This is a genomic window from Xanthomonas sp. BRIP62415, assembly GCF_003993515.1.
GTDB lineage: Bacteria > Pseudomonadota > Gammaproteobacteria > Xanthomonadales > Xanthomonadaceae > Xanthomonas > Xanthomonas euroxanthea.
This window is the reverse complement of the sequence record NZ_QEZH01000009.1, coordinates 1-16,378: the sequence shown is the minus strand read 5'-3', so window position 1 is coordinate 16,378 and position 16,378 is coordinate 1. Positions and strand designations below refer to the sequence as shown.

Here is a 16,378-nt window from a genome sequence, read left to right as displayed (position 1 = left end):
AGTGCTTACGCATTTAACTGGCAAAAAATTAGGCGGCAGACCCCTTCCAGAAAAGGTCGAATCCGGCCCGTTGAATCGCCTCGCGCTCGGCGGGGTTTGCCACGATGGCATTCATGGTGATGTCGGCAAGCTCGAACAACACGGTGTCGATGTAGAACGTGAGCCTGTCAGGCGCCGAATGCTCCTCAAGACACCGCTCCACGAGTGAGCGCGCGTCCAGAAAAATCGAGTGGCAGCGCAGGCGGCTCTCGGTCGTTACACGGTCCGAGACCTTCAACTGCCGTAAGGCGTTACGTGCCGCCGCATGCTTCAGTCCCCAATCGATCAGCCGACTCCACACCACGAAAAGCCGGTCGTGGGCGGATGCGTCCGCCGGGTACGGCCCCGCCATCGATTCGGCAAGTTCGCCTTCCAATGCCAGAAACAGCGCATTGAGGAGGTCATCCTTCGTGGGAAAGTAGGTAAACAGGGTTCCTTCGGACACACCTGCGGCCTTGGCAATCTTCGAGGTGGGCGCCCCAATGCCCAACTGCGCGATGAGCGCACATGCGGCTCGAAGAAGCGCATCGCGCTTTTCTTCGCTCAGGGGACGCGCCATGATCTGCCACCGTGTAATGAGTGATCACTCAATCATCTTAGAAGGAGACATTTCTGTCAAGGCTTACCTCGACCGGTGCCTGTTCACGATCACGTCTGCGCTCACCGAAGTGATACTCCTCGTACAAAATTCAGGAGGTTCTTTCGCCGCCGTCATCCAGAGGCGATACGTCATTCTCAACATGCACCTGAGCCTCGGACACCCATCGCTGATGGGATCCCATGTCGGCAGATGGGCGGTTCTCTCCCGTGCCTCGCAACACCGCCAACTCATCCCTGGCGACAGCACAGGCGCTCCTCAAGGCCGCTGTCAGTAACGTTACCCGGCGCGAAGCGACGCGCGCCCTACGGGCCACGCCGAACCACTTCAGAGGTTATGGTCCGCTTTCCTGCATAGAAGCCGAACCCGGCTGGCGCCCACTGGAACCGATGGGCGGCCCCTCTCGATCGACAGCTCAAGGATTTGTCGATGGCTGAGCTTAAACTTGAGCCCATGCCGACTTGAGGCGGCCCCTGGTTCCGTCGCAACATCTACGCCACTCCAAGGCCTCGTCCGTTTCGTCGCATATCGATCCGATCTCGTTCGGAGGCTCGCCGCAACGGCGTCGCGACAAAACTCACCGTCACTCGCCGCTACCGACCCTGATTGACCGCCACATCCCGGAAGAACATTTCTTGCAAAGCACTGACACAAAAGAAAAAACCAAGAACACCGGCGGGGCTGCAGAGCACACCCCGCTCATGAAGCAATTCTTCGCCGCCAAGTCGGACTACCCCGACCTGCTGCTGTTCTTCCGCATGGGCGATTTCTACGAGCTGTTCTACGACGATGCGCGCAAGGCGGCGCGGCTGCTCGACATCACCCTGACCCAGCGCGGCAGTTCCGGTGGCGCGCCGATCCCGATGGCCGGCGTGCCGGTGCATGCCTACGAGGGTTATCTGGCGCGGTTGGTGGCGTTGGGCGAGTCGGTGGCGATCTGCGAGCAGATCGGCGACCCGGCGCTGGCCAAGGGCCTGGTCGAGCGCAAGGTGGTGCGCATCGTCACCCCGGGCACGGTCACCGACGAGGCGCTGCTGGACGAGCGCCGCGACACGCTGCTGATGGCGATCGCGCGCAGCAAGCAAGGCTATGGCCTGGCCTGGGCCGATCTGGCCGGCGGGCGTTTTCTGGTCAATGAAGTGGACAGCGTGGATGCGCTGGAAGCGGAGATCGCGCGCCTGGAACCGGCCGAGCTGTTGGTACCCGACGAGGACAACTGGCCGGAGTTCCTGCGTGGCCGCGTCGGTGTACGGCGGCGGCCACCGTGGTTGTTCGACGCCGACAGCGGCCGGCGCCAGTTGCTGGCCTTCTTCAAGTTGCACGACCTGTCCGGCTTCGGCATCGACGACAAGCCCTGCGCCACCGCGGCCGCCGGCGCGCTGCTGGGTTATGTCGAGGAGACCCAGAAACAGCGCCTGCCGCATCTGACCTCCATCGCGATGGAAGTGGCCAGCGAGGCGATCTCGATGAACGCGGCCACGCGCCGGCATCTGGAACTGGATACGCGCGTGGATGGCGACACCCGCAACACCTTGCTCGGGGTGCTCGACAGCACGGTTACGCCGATGGGCGGGCGCCTGCTGCGGCGCTGGCTGCACCGTCCGCTGCGCCTGCGCGAGGTCCTGGTACAGCGCCACCACGCAGTCGGCACGCTGATCGACAGCGGCGCCGACGCCGACGTGCGCGAGGCCTTCCGCGCGCTTGGCGATCTGGAACGCATCCTGACCCGCGTGGCGCTGCGCTCGGCACGCCCGCGCGATTTTTCCACCTTGCGCGATGGTCTGGCGCTGCTGCCGAAGGTCCGCACGATCCTGGCGCCGCTGGATTCGCCGCGCCTGCAGGCGCTGCATGCCGAACTCGGCGAACACGATGCCACCGCGCATCTGCTGCTCAGCGCGGTGGCCGAACAACCGCCGCTCAAGCTCAGCGACGGTGGCGTGATCGCCACCGGGTATGACGCCGATCTGGATGAGTTGCGCCGCCTGTCCACCAACGCCGATCAATTCCTGATCGACCTGGAACAACGCGAACGCGCCAGCAGCGGCATCGCCACGCTCAAGGTCGGCTACAACCGCGTGCACGGCTACTACATCGAGATCAGCAAGGGCCAGGCCGACAAAGCTCCGCTGCACTACAGCCGCCGGCAGACGCTGACCAATGCCGAGCGCTACATCACCGAAGAACTCAAGAGTTTCGAGGACAAGGTGCTGTCGGCGCGCGAGCGCGCGTTGTCGCGTGAAAAACTGCTGTATGAAGGCCTGCTCGATGCACTCGGCGGCGAGCTGGAAGGCCTCAAGCGCTGCGCGAGCGCATTGAGCGAACTTGATGTGCTGGCCGGCTTCGCAGAACGCGCGCAGGCACTGGATTGGTCGCGGCCGGAACTGGACAGCGCACCGTGCCTGCGCATCGAACGCGGCCGCCACCCGGTGGTGGAAGCGGTGCGCGATCAGCCGTTCGAACCCAACGATCTGGAGCTGCATACCGACCGCCGCATGCTGGTCATCACCGGCCCGAACATGGGCGGTAAATCGACCTACATGCGCCAGAACGCGCTGATCGTGTTGCTGGCGCATATCGGCAGCTATGTGCCGGCCAGCCGCGCGGTGATCGGGCCGATCGACCGCATCCTCACCCGCATCGGCGCCGGCGATGACCTTGCGCGCGGGCAATCCACCTTCATGGTGGAAATGGCCGAGACCAGCTACATCCTGCACCACGCCACGCCGCAATCGCTGGTACTGATGGACGAGATCGGCCGCGGCACCTCCACCTACGATGGCCTGGCATTGGCCGATGCGGTTGCACGCCATCTGGCGCATAGCAATCGCTGCTACACGCTGTTCGCCACGCATTATTTCGAGCTCACCGCACTGGCCGACGAATCGCATGCCGGCGGGACCAGCGGCATCGCCAACGTGCATCTGGACGCGGTCGAACACGGCGAGCGCCTGGTGTTCATGCATGCGGTCAAGGACGGCCCGGCCAATCGCAGCTTCGGCCTGCAGGTGGCCGCGCTCGCCGGCTTGCCCAAGGCCGCCGTGACCCAGGCGCGTCATCGCCTGGCCGAACTGGAGCAACGCGGCGGCGAAAGCCATGTCGCACAGATGGCACCGGCGGCACTGGATGCGCCGCAACAGTTCGGTTTGTTCACTGCGCCCTCTTCCGCTGCGCAGGAAGCACTGCAGGCGCTGGACCCGGACGAACTCACGCCCAAGCAGGCACTGGAAGCCTTGTATCGGTTGAAGGCGTTGCTTTGAGGGCGGGGATTGGGGAGTCGGGAATCGGGAATCGGGAATCGGGAATCGTAAGAGCGTAGTTGCCTGGCTCTACGCTTTGCGGGGTTGGTCAACCTTGCCGTGTTGTTGTCGGATGAAGTGGCTTGGCTGCCACTGTGCGGATCGCTGCCCTCGCCCTGCATTGCGACGCGTGCCGTGTTGCCCTGATGGCGCGACGGGCGCACGCTGCCGCAACGTTTTGTCCAACCGGAGACACCGATGACCACGTCCGCCTCGTTGACCGATCAACTCGCCGCGCAGTTGCAGGGCCCGCAGTTGCAGCAGCTCGCCAGCCGGCTCGGCATCGCGCCCGAGCAGGCGCAATCGGCGGTGCAGACCGCGCTGCCGCTATTGATGGGCGCGCTGGGCCGTAACAGCCAGCAGGCCGGTGGCACCGATGCGCTGCTGGGTGCCTTGCAGCGCGATCATGCCGGCAGCCCGGACATCGGCAGCCTGCTCGGTGCGTTGCTGGGCGGCTCGGCCAGCGGTGCGCAAGGCAATGGCGCCGGCATCGTGGCGCATCTGTTCGGCGACAAGGCACCGCAGGCTGCCGCAGGCCTGGGCCAGGCCACCGGGCTGGAAACCGGCAAGGCCAATCAGCTGCTGCAATTGCTGGCACCCATCGTGATGGCGTATCTGGCCAAGCGCTTCCTCGGCGGCAATGCCGCGGCCAGCAGCCAGCTCGGCCCGGCCCTGGCGCAGGAACAGCAACGCGCCGGCAGCAACACCGGGGTCAACGGCCTGCTGGGCAGCGTGCTGGATCAGGACGGCGACGGGAAGCTTGGGCTGGGCGATGTCATGAAGCTGGGTGGCAGCCTGTTCGGCAAGCGCTGACATCGCGCGCGTAGGTTGGGGGCATCGGCGCGCCATCCATAGCGCCTCGCTATCGATATGGTTGAATAATTCGAATTCCCCAACCGATCGATGCTGCTTATCGTGTGCACACCCCGCCACGATGAGCCCGCCTGACGCGCATGTCTGCCAGTCACATTCTGGATATCGCCCCATACCGGCCCCTGCAGGCAGGCGCTAGCATCGCCATACGCGGCGACGCTTCTCGATGCCCCCACGGCCGCATGTGCGCCGTCGATGGATGACCACCGCTGACGCATTGCCCGCCCTTTCGATTCCACCAGCACGTGTCCGCAGTTTCGGCACACAGCTCCCCAGGTGCTCACGCACACAGGTATTGCCATGACAACCGAAGCAAAGTGCCCGTTCAACCACGCCGTCGTCGGTACCGGAACCACCAACCGCGATTGGTGGCCCAAGCAGTTGCGCGTGGACCTGCTCAGCCAGCATTCGAGCAAGTCCAACCCGCTGGGCCAGACCTTCAACTACGCCGAGGCGTTCAAGCGCATCGATCTGGCCGCGCTCAAGCAGGAACTGCGTGCGCTGATGACCGACTCGCAGGACTGGTGGCCGGCCGACTTCGGCCATTACGGCCCGCTGTTCGTGCGCATGGCCTGGCATAGCGCCGGCACCTATCGCATCGGCGACGGGCGTGGCGGCGGCGGTCGCGGCCAGCAGCGATTCGCACCGCTCAACAGCTGGCCGGACAACGTCAGCCTGGACAAGGCGCGCCGGCTGCTGTGGCCGATCAAGCAGAAGTACGGCCAGGCCATCTCCTGGGCCGACCTGATGATCCTCACCGGCAACGTCGCGCTGGAAAGCATGGGCTTTACGACCTTCGGCTTTGCCGGTGGCCGCGAGGACACCTGGGAGCCGGATCAGGATCTGTACTGGGGCCGGGAAACCAAGTGGCTGGGTGGCGACGAGCGCTACTCGCGCGGCTCGCCCGGCGTGGACGAAGCGCACGGCGTGTTGGTGAAGGACGACGACAGCGAAGTGCCGCACACACGCGACCTGGAAAACCCGCTGGCCGCCGTGCAGATGGGCCTGATCTACGTCAACCCGGAAGGCCCGGACGGCAAGCCCGACCCGGTTGCCGCCGCGCGCGACATCCGCGACACCTTCGCGCGCATGGCCATGAACGACGAAGAGACCGTGGCGCTGATCGCCGGCGGCCACACCTTCGGCAAGACCCACGGCGCCGGCCCGGCCGACAACGTCGGTGCCGAGCCGGAAGCCGGCGAGCTGGAAAGCCAGGGCCTGGGCTGGCACAACCGCTACGGCAGCGGCAAGGGTGCCGACACCATCACCAGCGGCCTGGAAGTCACCTGGACCACCACCCCGGCGCAGTGGAGCAACGACTTCTTCGACCACCTGTTCAAGTTCGAGTGGGAGCTGAGCAAGAGCCCGGCCGGTGCGCACCAGTGGGTGGCCAAGAATGCCGACGCCATCATCCCCGATGCGCACGATGCAGCGAAGAAGCATCGGCCGACCATGCTCACCACCGATCTGGCGCTGCGTTTCGACCCCGCTTACGAGGCCATCTCGCGTCGCTTCCACGAACACCCCGACCAGTTCGCCGATGCCTTCGCCCGCGCCTGGTTCAAGCTCACCCACCGCGACATGGGGCCGCGCTCGCGTTACCTGGGGGCGGAGGTGCCGAGCGAAGAACTGCTGTGGCAGGACCCGGTGCCGGCCGTCGACCACCCGCTGGTCGATGCGCAGGACGCCGCCGCCCTGAAGCAGGCCATCCTCGACTCCGGCCTGAGCGTGGCGCAGCTGGTGTCCACGGCGTGGGCATCGGCGTCGACCTTCCGCGGCTCGGACAAGCGTGGCGGCGCCAACGGCGCACGCATCCGGCTGGCACCGCAGAAGGATTGGCAGGCCAACCAGCCCGCGCAGCTGGCGCAGGTGCTGGGCACGCTGGAGCGCATCCGGGCCGACTTCAACGGCGCGCAGTCGGGCGGCAAGCAGATCTCGCTGGCCGACCTGATCGTGCTGGCCGGTAATGCCGCGGTCGAACATGCCGCACAGGCCGCAGGTCACAGCGTCACCGTGTCGTTCGCACCCGGCCGCACCGATGCCTCGCAGGAGCAGACCGATGTCGAATCGTTCGCGGTGCTGGAACCGGTGGCCGATGGCTTCCGCAACTACGCCAAGCAACGCTACGCAGTGCCTGCGGAGGCATTGCTGATCGACAAGGCACAGCTGCTGACGCTGACCGCGCCCGAGTTGACCGTGCTGGTCGGCGGCCTGCGCGTGCTCGGCGCCAATGTCGGCGACTCCAGCCATGGCGTATTCACCACCCGCCCCGGCGTGCTGAGCAACGACTTCTTCGCCAACCTGCTCGACATGCGCACCGAGTGGAAAGCCACCTCCGAATCGAAGGAGATCTACGAAGGCCGCGACCGCAGCACCGGTGAAGCCAAATGGACCGGCACGCGCGTGGACCTGGTGTTCGGCTCCAACTCGATCCTGCGTGCGGTGGCCGAGGTCTATGCCAGTGCCGATGCACAGGAGAAGTTCGTCCAGGACTTCGTCGCCGCCTGGACCAAGGTGATGCAGCTGGATCGTTTCGATCTGGCGTGAGTTGCAAGGCGCACGCCATCGTGCGTGCGCCTGCAGCGGTGTTGAAATACACGCAAGAGCTCGACTCGGCACGGAAGACGTCAGTCGAGCGGCGGGTCTGCGGCTTGGCTGCAAGGCCCTTGCCCGCCCACCCATCGCGGGACACGCCGCAAGTACCTCCTTGTAGGCTCTTACGCGGCCTCCATGCCGCGTAAGGCCCCGCGACGGTGGGCGGGCAAGGACCAGGCGGGATGGTCGGTGTGCTTGGTAAGAGCAGGCACGGTGCCCTGGTGTTCTGACAAAGAAACGCCAGCTGATTTCCTAACGCAAGCCGATCAACGACAAGCGTTTAAGCAAACAACCGATCAGCTATCTGGTGCGGTGTCCTCGCCAATTGCGGGACCGTGTGGCGGCATGGATGCCGCCACCGAGCCTACAGGGACGGATTCACCGCGTGTCCCGCAATTGGTGAGGGCGCCGCACACTCGACTCAGCTGGGAAGCGCCCTCTCCTCTTGCGTGAACAGCAACGCTCTGGGTGTTTTATGTCCATCACCCAATTCGCAGCGGACAACCACGCACTGCTACAACGCGTCGATATCGCCCAGTGCGTTGATCAGCCGGCGTGCACGCTTGTCCGGCTTGCCCTCGGGTGCGCGGTAGCCGGTGCGTTCGGCGGCACGCTGCAGCCGCCATTGTGCACGCGCCTCGCGTGAGGCATCGCTTTCCAGGTAGAGCGTCTGTGCGACCGGTGCCGGGCCACGCACATCGCTCAGCGCGGCAACGGTGATCTCGAAGATTTCGCCACCGCGGTCGATGCGCAGTTGCTCGCCAGTGCGCAGCGTGCGCGAGGGCTTGGGCCGCTGGCCGGCCACATCCACCTTGCCGTTGTCCACCGCCGTCTTGGCCAGGCTGCGCGTCTTGAAGAAGCGCGCCGCCCACAGCCAGACATCCAGCCTGACCGTCGTCGCTTGTTCCACCAGTTGAGTCATCGCGTTGTGCTTGCCGTCGGGTCCAATGGGGCCACAGGCCGCTGTCGTGATCGCCGCTGCTGCGGCGCCTCGCAACGGGCTGCGTTGAACAAAAAACATTTGGGCACCTTCGCCGGAACTCAAGCATGGCGAGCTGCAGGACCTGGCACGCCGACCACGCCCTGGCTGACCGATACAGGCAGAACCGCAGAACGGGTGCCTGCCCCGCGTCCTCGAAACGCCGGGCAACCGCATGCCTCACACAAGCCAATGCTAGTGTTCGCAGCTTCCGTCCCACGGCGCGTCTGCGATGCCCAAATCAGCTGTCCTGACCGAAGGCCCGATCGGCAAGAATCTGCTGCTGTTTGCGATGCCGATCCTTGCGGGGAACATCGCGCAATCGCTCAATGGTTCGATCAACGCGATCTGGGTAGGTCGCTACCTCGGCGAGGCGGCGCTGACTGCGGCAGCCAATGCCAACAGCATCATGTTCTTCCTGATCGGCTCGGTGTTCGGCATCGGCATGGCTTCGACCATCCTGATCGGCCAGGCGATGGGCGCGCGCGACATTGCGCAGGCGCGCAAGGTCATGGGCACCAGCGCCAGTTTCTTCGGCGGGCTGTCGGCGCTGATCGCGGTGCTGGGCTGGTTTCTAGCGCCGCATCTGTTGACCGCAATGGGCACGCCGCCGGCATCGCAGACGCTGGCCGAGCAGTACCTGCGGGTGATCTTCCTGGCCATGCCGCTGATCTACGTGTTCGCGTTCCTGTCGGCGGCACTGCGCGGCACCGGCGATGCCCGCACGCCGTTCCGCTTTCTGCTGGTGTCGGTGGTGCTGGACATCGTGTTCAACCCGTTGCTGATCTTCGGTCTGGGGCCGTTTCCGGCATTGGGCATCGCCGGCGCGGCCTGGGCCACGTTGCTGGCGCAGGCAGTGGCGCTGGGCGGTCTGCTGCTGTATCTGCGCAGTCAGCGTCATGTGTTGTGGCTGGGACGCGGCGACCTGCACCTGTTCCGCATCGCGCCCACGATCCTGCGCGCGCTCATCGTCAAGGGCGTGCCGATGGGCCTGCAGATGGTGCTGATTTCGCTGGCCATGATCGCGATGATGACGTTGGTCAACGGCTTCGGCACCGACACCGCCGCCGCCTACGGAGCTGCGTTGCAGCTATGGACCTATGTCCAGATGCCGGCGATGGCGCTGGGCGCGGCATGTTCGACGATGGCGGCGCAGAACGTGGGCGCCGGATTGTGGACGCGTGTGGATGCAACCGCACGCACCGGCATCGTCGCCAACTTCCTGATGACCGGCGTGTTGATCGGGCTGCTGATCGTGTTCGACCGCTGGACGCTGGCGCTGTTCCTGCCGAGCGACAGCCCGACACTGGAGGTTGCGCGGCATCTCAATCACATCGGTATCTGGTCGTTCCTGCTGTTTGGCGTGAGCTTTGTGATTTCCGGCGTGGTGCGGGCCACTGGCGCGGTGATCCCGCCGCTGCTGATCCTGGCCTTCGGTCTGTGGGGCGTGCGCGTGCCCCTGGCGAACGCCTTGATTCCGCACCTGGGAGCCGATGGCATCTGGTGGAGCCTTCCGATCAGCTCGCTGTGTTCGATGCTGCTGTCGCTGGCGTATTACCGCTGGGGCGGCTGGCGCAAGGCACGCATGCTGACCACGCCAGCGCATCCGGCGAATCCTGCGGAGCTGGCCGCCGCCGCCGAAGTGCCGGTGCATCCGGCCTCGCCGGTCGCCGATACCGCGCCGATCGCAGCATTGCCGCAGCACCGCCAGCGCTGATGTCGGCCGGCATCACCGGGCGGCGGGCGGCAACAGCGACTGAAATCAAGCCAGGTCGAACCCAGCAGCCGGATGCCCTGTTGAGATGATCGATCCAGCGCATGGACGCCTGATGAATGATCCACTCGACCAAGTCCACGGAACACCTAGCGGGCAGCTGCCAGGACGTCTTTCCCTCGACCAACGCAGCACGCGCGCCTACCCCGCGAACCTCACGCACGCACCACCACCACCAAATCCCCAATCCGATTCCCTAATCTCGATTCCCGATTCCCTAATCCCGATTCCCACAACGCAAACGGCCGCCCGAAGGCGGCCGTCTGGCATTCAGCAGGACAAGCCTGCCGGTGACTTACTCAGCCTTGGCAGCAGCCTGGCGAGCAGCCTTGGCCTGTGCAGCGGCGGCCAGATCTTCCTTGATGCGGGCGGCCTTGCCTTCCAAACCACGCAGGTAGTACAGCTTGCCGGCGCGAACCTTACCGCGACGCTTCACTTCGACCGAGTCGATGATGGCGCTGTGGGTCTGGAACACGCGCTCGACGCCGAAACCGTGCGAGATCTTGCGCACGGTGAAGGCGGAATTCAGGCCGGCGTTCTTGGTACCGATCACGACGCCCTCATAGGCCTGCACGCGCTCGCGGTTGCCTTCCTTCACCTTGACGTTCACCACGACGGTGTCGCCCTGGTTGAACTCGGGCAGCTTGCGCTGAATCTGGGCGGCTTCGAAGTCAGCCAGGATGGTCTTGTTGAGTTTGCTCATGATGGGCACCGCGTGTCTGGTGATATTGGACCGGCAGTCGCCGCACGGCGATTGCTCGAGGTTCGTAGGAGGGCCAGACGCAAGGCTGGCCAGCAAGCCGCATATTGTACCCCAATCGATATTGCAAGAGCTAGGGGTGAGCCCTTATTTCTCGTCGCCCGGGGCGAGTTCGCGGCGAAACTCGTCCAGCAGACGGCGATCGTTCTTGTCCAACCGGGCCTCGTCAAGCAGGTCCGGGCGCCGCAACCAGGTCCGGCCCAGCGACTGCTGCCGACGCCAGCGTGCGATCGCAGCGTGATTGCCCGAGCGCAGCACATCCGGCACATCGCCCCAGTCATGGGTCGACGGATGGCTGTAGTGCGGGCAGTCGAGCAGGCCTTGCGGGCCTTCGAAACTGTCCTGGGCTGCGGATTCGGCGTCGTTCAACACCCCTTCCTGCAACCGCGTCACCACATCCACCAGCACCGCCGCGCCAAGCTCGCCACCGGACAACACGTAATCGCCGATGGAGATTTCCATATCCACCGCCTGCGCCAGAAAACGCTCGTCCACGCCTTCGTAGCGCCCGCACAACAACACCATGCGTGGCAACTGCGCCAGCTCGCGGGCAAGCAGCTGGGTGAGCGGCCGCCCCTGCGGGCTGAGATAGATCACCGGCGCCGGACGCGGGTCCGCCGCTTGCACCGCGTCCAGACAGGCCCGCAACGGCTCGATCAACATCACCATGCCGGGCCCACCACCGAACGGACGGTCGTCCACGCGGCGGTAATTGCCCTGCGCATGCTCGCGCGGATTCCAGCCCTGCAATTCCAGCAGGCCACGCTCCTGCGCCCGCCCGACCACGCCGAACGCTGCGCATTGCGCAATGAACTCGGGGAACAGGCTGATGACGTCGATGCGCACTAGCGGGAGTCGGAAGTCGGGATTGGGAATGGGTAGAGCAAGCACGGAGCCGGGGCACCGCCTTGATCAGAAATCCGGATCCCAGTCCACCACGATCAGGTTGGCGTCGAAGTCGACCGACTTGACGAAATCCGGCAGCACGAACGGCACCAGCCGCTCGCGATCGCCGCGCACCACCATCACGTCGTTGGAGCCGGTGGAGAACAGGTGCGACACCGTGCCGAGCTTGACGCCCTCGACGGTTTCCACCTGCAGCTCTTCCAGATCCACCCAATAGTATTCATCGGGCTTGGGTGGCGGCAGCACGCTGCGCGAGACATAGATCTCGGTCCCGTGCATGGCTTCGACGGTGTCACGGTCGCTGACGTCCGGGAACACTGCGATCAGATTCTTGCCCTGATCGCGTCCACGGACGCCACTCACGACCGACTCCTGCCCCGAGGGCGTCCGCACGATCCACGGTTGATACCGGAAGATCGCACTGCGCGGCTCGGTCCAGGATTCGAGCTTGAGCTCGCCCTTGACACCAAAAGCGCCGACAATCCTGCCTAACAGGATGCGGCGCTCGGTCGGCTTCATCTGCGTCGACTCTGGGCCGGGCGGTGACGCCCGGCCCTCAAGATCAGGCCGCAGCGGCCTGGGACTTGGAGGCTTCGCGATACAGGTTACGCACCTTATCGGTCAGCTGTGCGCCCTGGCCGACCCAATGGTCGACGCGTGCGACATCCAGCACGACGCGCGGTTCTGCGCCCTGTGCAACCGGGTTGTAGTAACCCAGACGCTCGATATTGCGGCCATCGCGCGCGCTGCGCACGTCGGTCACGATGATGTGGTAGAACGGACGCTTCTTGGCGCCGCCGCGGGTCAGTCGAATCTTGACCATGGTGTCGTTTTCCTAAAGTTGCCCAGTCGCCAGAATGGCGCGGTAAGCCGGCGATTATAGCGGGCTCCGGCGGCGAAGCCAAGCCACCCCCAATTCGCTCAGATCCCTTGCCAGGCCTGGGTCTGCAGGGCCTGCTCCAGCAATGGCAGCTGCGCGGCCTGCGCCGGCCAAGACGCCGCTCCGGCTTGCACGATCGCCTGCTGACCACGCGCATTGCAGCTGAACACCCCATCGAACCCGTCCAGTTCGCCCAGCGTGACCGAGCGCGACTCCTGCTGGATCCCGAGCAGTTGCAGGCCTGCCTGCAGCAGACGCTGCTGGGTGCCTAGCAGCGCCGGTCCTTGCGGCCACACCACCCTGCCCTGCTGCCACAGGCCCAGATTCCAGAAGGCACCTTCCAGCAGATGCTCCTGGGCGTCGACCAGCAGGGCATCGTCGTAGCCGGCCACCAGGGCCTGGCGACGCAGGTGCAGCAGCGCGAAGGTGCCGACATGCTTGTGCCGGGGTTGCTCGCGCACGTGGCAGACCGGCTGCACGCGTAGTGCGGTGGCTGGCATCCGGGCGGCGGGCGCGATGGAGATCAGCACATCGAGCGCAAGCTGCCGCGATGGATCGCGCAGGTCGAAATCCTGCGCAAACACAGTGATGCGCACGCTGGCATCGGCGCAGTCCGCAGCCGACAACGCAGCGCGCAACTGGGCGCGCAGGGATGCCTCATCGATCGCTGCACCGAACAAGGCAGCGCCGTCGTGTTGCAGCCGCTGCAGATGCAGGTCCAGCCCGCGTACCGCACCGGCGCGCACCTGCAACGTGGTGAAGTGGCCGTAGTTGATCAGTGCGGCGGCGCCCAGTTGCTGCGCTGTCGCCACTGCACCGTTGCAGAAGATCAGCGGCACACCAGCGCCTGCGCCTGCTCCCACCACTGGGTCACCAGTTGCGCGGCAGGCTGGGCCGGTGCCATCCAGGCCGATTGGCCGGCCCAGGCCTGCATGGTGTCCAGGCGATTGTCGCGCGCCGCGGCCTGGCGCATCGGCGCGGTCAGCGCGCGCTGCACCGGATACGGCGCCGGCACCGGTGCCTCTGCGGCGGCGGACGCATGCACATACGGCGTGGCGAGCGCACGCCCCAGCCGGCCGGAAAATGCGCGGGTCGGCTGGGTCTGTTCCGGTTCGGCCTGGGCCAGGGCATCGGCCCAGGCGCTTGGCAGCGCCGCCTCGGGGGTGCGCAGCAGGCCGGTGCCGATCTGCACGGCACTTGCGCCCAGTGTCAGCGCCGCGGCAATGCCGCGCGCGTCGGCGATGCCGCCTGCGGCGATCACCGGGAGATCGAGGTGATCGACCAGTCGCGGCAACAAGGCGAACAGCCCGGTCATCTGCCGCTCGGCACGGCCGGCGTCGAACGCACCGCGATGCCCACCGGCTTCCCCCCCCTGCGCAACCACCGCATCGGCACCGGCCGCCTGGGCCGCACGCGCTTCGTCCAGCGTGGTGGCGCAGGCGAACCAGGCGATGCCGGCGTGCTTCAGGCGTGCAACCTGGTCAGGCCGAAACACGCCCATGATCGACGAGGCCACCGCAGGCCGCGCGGCGAGCAAGGCCTCGAACTGGGCATCGAAGTCGGCCGGAGTTGCATCGCCCGCGTCCTCGGGAACTGGCGGCCCCCATTGCGACAGAAACGCGCGCACGCGCGCCTCCGCAGCGGTGTCGCGCACCGGTGCCGGATCGGGAATCCATAGATTGACCTGTGCAGGCCCGGTGCTCGCGTCACGGAAGGCCGCCATCCACGCCACGATGTCCTGCGGCTGCGACAACACCGCGCCCATCGCACCCATGCCGCCGGCCGCAGCAACCGCCGCCGACAACGGCACCGGGCAGGCGCCGGCCATGGGGCTGAGCAGGATCGGGAGTCCTAAACCAAAACGCTGCTGGAAGGCGTTGACATGCGAAAACGAACCCATCGTGCGTGGCCTGAAATCATGAGACTTCATGGTAACCGCCCGTGCATCCGGACGTCCGCGCGCCGCCTGCAGGTGGCGCGCGTGCGCAGTGGGGCGATCAACGTCGGCCCGACATTTTCGACCCAACGCATGCGTGTTGCGGCACGCACTGCGCGTGTTGCTGCTTGAAACTCAGCGGAACGGCATGCCGCCGCGGCCGCCCATGGCGCCCATCATGCCCTTCATGTTGCGCATCAGGCCCTTCATGCCGCCGCCGGCCAGCTTGCCCATCATCTTTTCCATCTGCTGGTACTGCTTCATCAGCTTGTTGACGTCGGCCGGCTGCATGCCGGATCCGCGGGCGATGCGGGCGCGGCGCGAGCCGTTGAGCAGGGCCGGGTTGCGGCGCTCCTTCTTGGTCATCGAATTGATGATCGCGATCATGCGCGGCACTTCCTTGCCGGTGACCTGCTGCTTGACGTTGTCCGGGATCTGGCCCATGCCCGGCAGCTTGTCCATCAGCCCATGGATGCCGCCCATGTTCTGCATCTGCTCGAGCTGTTCCTTCATGTCGTTGAGGTCGAACTTCTTGCCCTTGGCGACCTTGGCGGCGAGCTTGGCGGCCTTTTCCTGGTCGACGCTGTGCTCGACCTGCTCCACCAGCGAGAGCACGTCGCCCATGTCCAGGATGCGGCTGGCGACGCGGTCGGGGTGGAACACGTCCAGGCCGTCGGTCTTTTCGCCGGTACCGACGAACTTGATCGGCTTGCCGGTGATGTAGCGCACGCTCAGTGCGGCACCACCACGGGCGTCGCCGTCGGTCTTGGTCAGCACCACGCCGGTCAGCGGCAGCGCCTCGCCGAAGGCCTTGGCGGTGTTGGCCGCGTCCTGGCCGGTCATCGCATCGACCACGAACAGGGTTTCGGTGGGGTTGACCGCGGCGTGCAGCGCCTTGATCTCGTCCATCATCGCCGCATCGATCGCCAGCCGGCCGGCGGTATCGACCAGCAGTACGTCGGCGAACGACTTGCGCGCATCGCTGATGGCGGCGCGCACGATGTCGACCGGCTTCTGCGAGGCGTCGGACGGGAAGAACAGCACGCCGACCTGCTCGGCCAGGGTCTTGAGCTGCTCGATCGCGGCCGGGCGATAGACGTCGGCCGAGACCACCATGACCTTCTTCTTGCGCTTTTCCTTCAGGTGCTTGGCGAGCTTGCCGACCGTGGTGGTCTTGCCCGCGCCCTGCAGGCCCGCCATCAGGATGATCGCCGGCGCCGGCACGTTGAGGTTGAGGTCGGTGGCGGCTGAGCCCATCACCGCGGTCAGCTCGTCGCGGACGATCTTGATCAGCGCCTGGCCCGGGGTCAGCGACTTGAGCACTTCCTGGCCGACCGCGCGCACCTTGATGCGCTCGATCAGCGCCTGCACCACCGGCAGCGCCACGTCGGCTTCGAGCAAGGCGATGCGCACTTCACGGGTGGCTTCGCGGATGTTCTCCTCGGTCAGGCGGCCGCGGCCGCGCAGGCGCTCCATGGTGCCGGAGAGACGTTGGGTAAGGGACTCGAACATGCGCAAGGGACCGCGTGAGGGGAAACGGGTGTCGATTATAGCGGCACCGGCCAATGCGCCGCCCCGGCGGCCCCGCTGCCCGGCCGGTCAAGCCAGCCCGGGACGCCGCCGCACCACCGCCCGTCCATGCGCGCGGCCAGTCAGCGCCGGCGCCGCAATGGACAGAAACCGCGGCCGCCGGACCAGCGGCCGCCCCATCCCGGGCCCGCCCCACCCACTCGCGGCCGGCC

The 16,378-nt window shown here is 66.0% G+C and carries 13 protein-coding genes; 4 read left to right on the top strand and 9 right to left on the bottom strand.

The window, feature by feature from the left end:
* Positions 1 to 28 precede the first annotated feature (28 nt).
* Positions 29 to 598, bottom strand: a complete 570-nt coding sequence (locus tag EO141_RS01780; protein ID WP_127168388.1) for a TetR/AcrR family transcriptional regulator — start codon at positions 596 to 598, stop codon at positions 29 to 31.
* A 740-nt stretch (positions 599 to 1,338) separates the two neighbouring features.
* Between EO141_RS01780 and mutS the strand changes: the two genes are divergently transcribed.
* The 3 genes from mutS (at position 1,339) to katG (ending at position 7,353) form a co-directional block, all read left to right on the top strand.
* A complete protein-coding gene (gene mutS / locus EO141_RS01775; protein ID WP_343135007.1) occupies positions 1,339 to 3,894 on the top strand; it encodes a DNA mismatch repair protein MutS in 2,556 nt (851 codons plus the stop codon).
* A 237-nt stretch (positions 3,895 to 4,131) separates the two neighbouring features.
* The gene (locus EO141_RS01770) at positions 4,132 to 4,746 is read left to right on the top strand and encodes a DUF937 domain-containing protein (protein ID WP_104585478.1); all 615 of its coding nucleotides are present in this window, start codon (positions 4,132 to 4,134) and stop codon (positions 4,744 to 4,746) included.
* Positions 4,747 to 5,106: 360 nt separating this feature from the next.
* On the top strand, positions 5,107 to 7,353 hold the full coding sequence (gene katG, locus EO141_RS01765) for a catalase/peroxidase HPI (RefSeq protein WP_127168386.1): 2,247 nt from the start codon (positions 5,107 to 5,109) through the stop codon (positions 7,351 to 7,353).
* A gap of 562 nt (positions 7,354 to 7,915) precedes the next feature.
* On the opposite strand, the gene EO141_RS01755 is transcribed toward katG, so the two are convergent.
* Complete coding sequence (locus EO141_RS01755) at positions 7,916 to 8,323, bottom strand: RNA-binding S4 domain-containing protein (RefSeq protein ID WP_104650531.1); 408 nt, start codon at positions 8,321 to 8,323, stop codon at positions 7,916 to 7,918.
* A gap of 289 nt (positions 8,324 to 8,612) precedes the next feature.
* On the opposite strand from EO141_RS01755, the gene EO141_RS01750 reads away from it, so the two are divergent.
* A complete protein-coding gene (locus tag EO141_RS01750; protein WP_127168385.1) occupies positions 8,613 to 10,097 on the top strand; it encodes an MATE family efflux transporter in 1,485 nt (494 codons plus the stop codon).
* 352 nt (positions 10,098 to 10,449) lie between these two features.
* Here the strand turns inward: EO141_RS01750 and rplS are convergent, their stop codons facing one another.
* The 7 genes from rplS to ffh form a co-directional block, all read right to left on the bottom strand.
* Positions 10,450 to 10,857 carry a 50S ribosomal protein L19 gene (rplS, locus tag EO141_RS01745; protein WP_005989873.1) on the bottom strand — a complete coding sequence of 136 codons (408 nt, stop codon included), beginning with the start codon at positions 10,855 to 10,857 and terminating at the stop codon, positions 10,450 to 10,452.
* Positions 10,858 to 11,001: 144 nt separating this feature from the next.
* Positions 11,002 to 11,760 (bottom strand): tRNA (guanosine(37)-N1)-methyltransferase TrmD, encoded by a 759-nt coding sequence (gene trmD, locus EO141_RS01740; RefSeq protein WP_127168419.1) that lies wholly within the window; start codon positions 11,758 to 11,760, stop codon positions 11,002 to 11,004.
* A gap of 66 nt (positions 11,761 to 11,826) precedes the next feature.
* The gene (gene rimM / locus EO141_RS01735; protein WP_104541368.1) at positions 11,827 to 12,339 is read right to left on the bottom strand and encodes a ribosome maturation factor RimM; all 513 of its coding nucleotides are present in this window, start codon (positions 12,337 to 12,339) and stop codon (positions 11,827 to 11,829) included.
* Positions 12,340 to 12,382: 43 nt separating this feature from the next.
* A complete protein-coding gene (gene rpsP / locus EO141_RS01730; RefSeq protein WP_011036396.1) occupies positions 12,383 to 12,643 on the bottom strand; it encodes a 30S ribosomal protein S16 in 261 nt (86 codons plus the stop codon).
* A 98-nt stretch (positions 12,644 to 12,741) separates the two neighbouring features.
* Positions 12,742 to 13,539 (bottom strand): aminotransferase class IV family protein, encoded by a 798-nt coding sequence (locus tag EO141_RS01725; RefSeq protein ID WP_127168384.1) that lies wholly within the window; start codon positions 13,537 to 13,539, stop codon positions 12,742 to 12,744.
* Positions 13,530 to 14,600, bottom strand: coding sequence for a nitronate monooxygenase (locus EO141_RS01720; RefSeq protein ID WP_127168383.1), 1,071 nt, complete (start codon positions 14,598 to 14,600; stop codon positions 13,530 to 13,532). The genes EO141_RS01725 and EO141_RS01720 overlap by 10 nt, the downstream gene beginning before the upstream one ends.
* Before the next feature lie 171 nt (positions 14,601 to 14,771).
* Positions 14,772 to 16,148, bottom strand: a complete 1,377-nt coding sequence (gene ffh / locus EO141_RS01715; RefSeq protein ID WP_127168382.1) for a signal recognition particle protein — start codon at positions 16,146 to 16,148, stop codon at positions 14,772 to 14,774.
* Positions 16,149 to 16,378 lie beyond the last annotated feature (230 nt).

Coding starts and splice junctions, on each gene's coding strand:
- mutS (WP_343135007.1), top strand. CDS start 1,339: ATGAAGCAATTCTTCGCCGCCAAGTCGGACTACCCCGACCTGCTGCTG.
- ffh (WP_127168382.1), bottom strand. CDS start 16,148: ATGTTCGAGTCCCTTACCCAACGTCTCTCCGGCACCATGGAGCGCCTG.
- rplS (WP_005989873.1), bottom strand. CDS start 10,857: ATGAGCAAACTCAACAAGACCATCCTGGCTGACTTCGAAGCCGCCCAG.
- EO141_RS01720 (WP_127168383.1), bottom strand. CDS start 14,600: ATGGGTTCGTTTTCGCATGTCAACGCCTTCCAGCAGCGTTTTGGTTTA.
- EO141_RS01780 (WP_127168388.1), bottom strand. CDS start 598: ATGGCGCGTCCCCTGAGCGAAGAAAAGCGCGATGCGCTTCTTCGAGCC.
- EO141_RS01770 (WP_104585478.1), top strand. CDS start 4,132: ATGACCACGTCCGCCTCGTTGACCGATCAACTCGCCGCGCAGTTGCAG.
- rimM (WP_104541368.1), bottom strand. CDS start 12,339: ATGAAGCCGACCGAGCGCCGCATCCTGTTAGGCAGGATTGTCGGCGCT.
- EO141_RS01750 (WP_127168385.1), top strand. CDS start 8,613: ATGCCCAAATCAGCTGTCCTGACCGAAGGCCCGATCGGCAAGAATCTG.
- rpsP (WP_011036396.1), bottom strand. CDS start 12,643: ATGGTCAAGATTCGACTGACCCGCGGCGGCGCCAAGAAGCGTCCGTTC.
- EO141_RS01755 (WP_104650531.1), bottom strand. CDS start 8,323: ATGACTCAACTGGTGGAACAAGCGACGACGGTCAGGCTGGATGTCTGG.
- katG (WP_127168386.1), top strand. CDS start 5,107: ATGACAACCGAAGCAAAGTGCCCGTTCAACCACGCCGTCGTCGGTACC.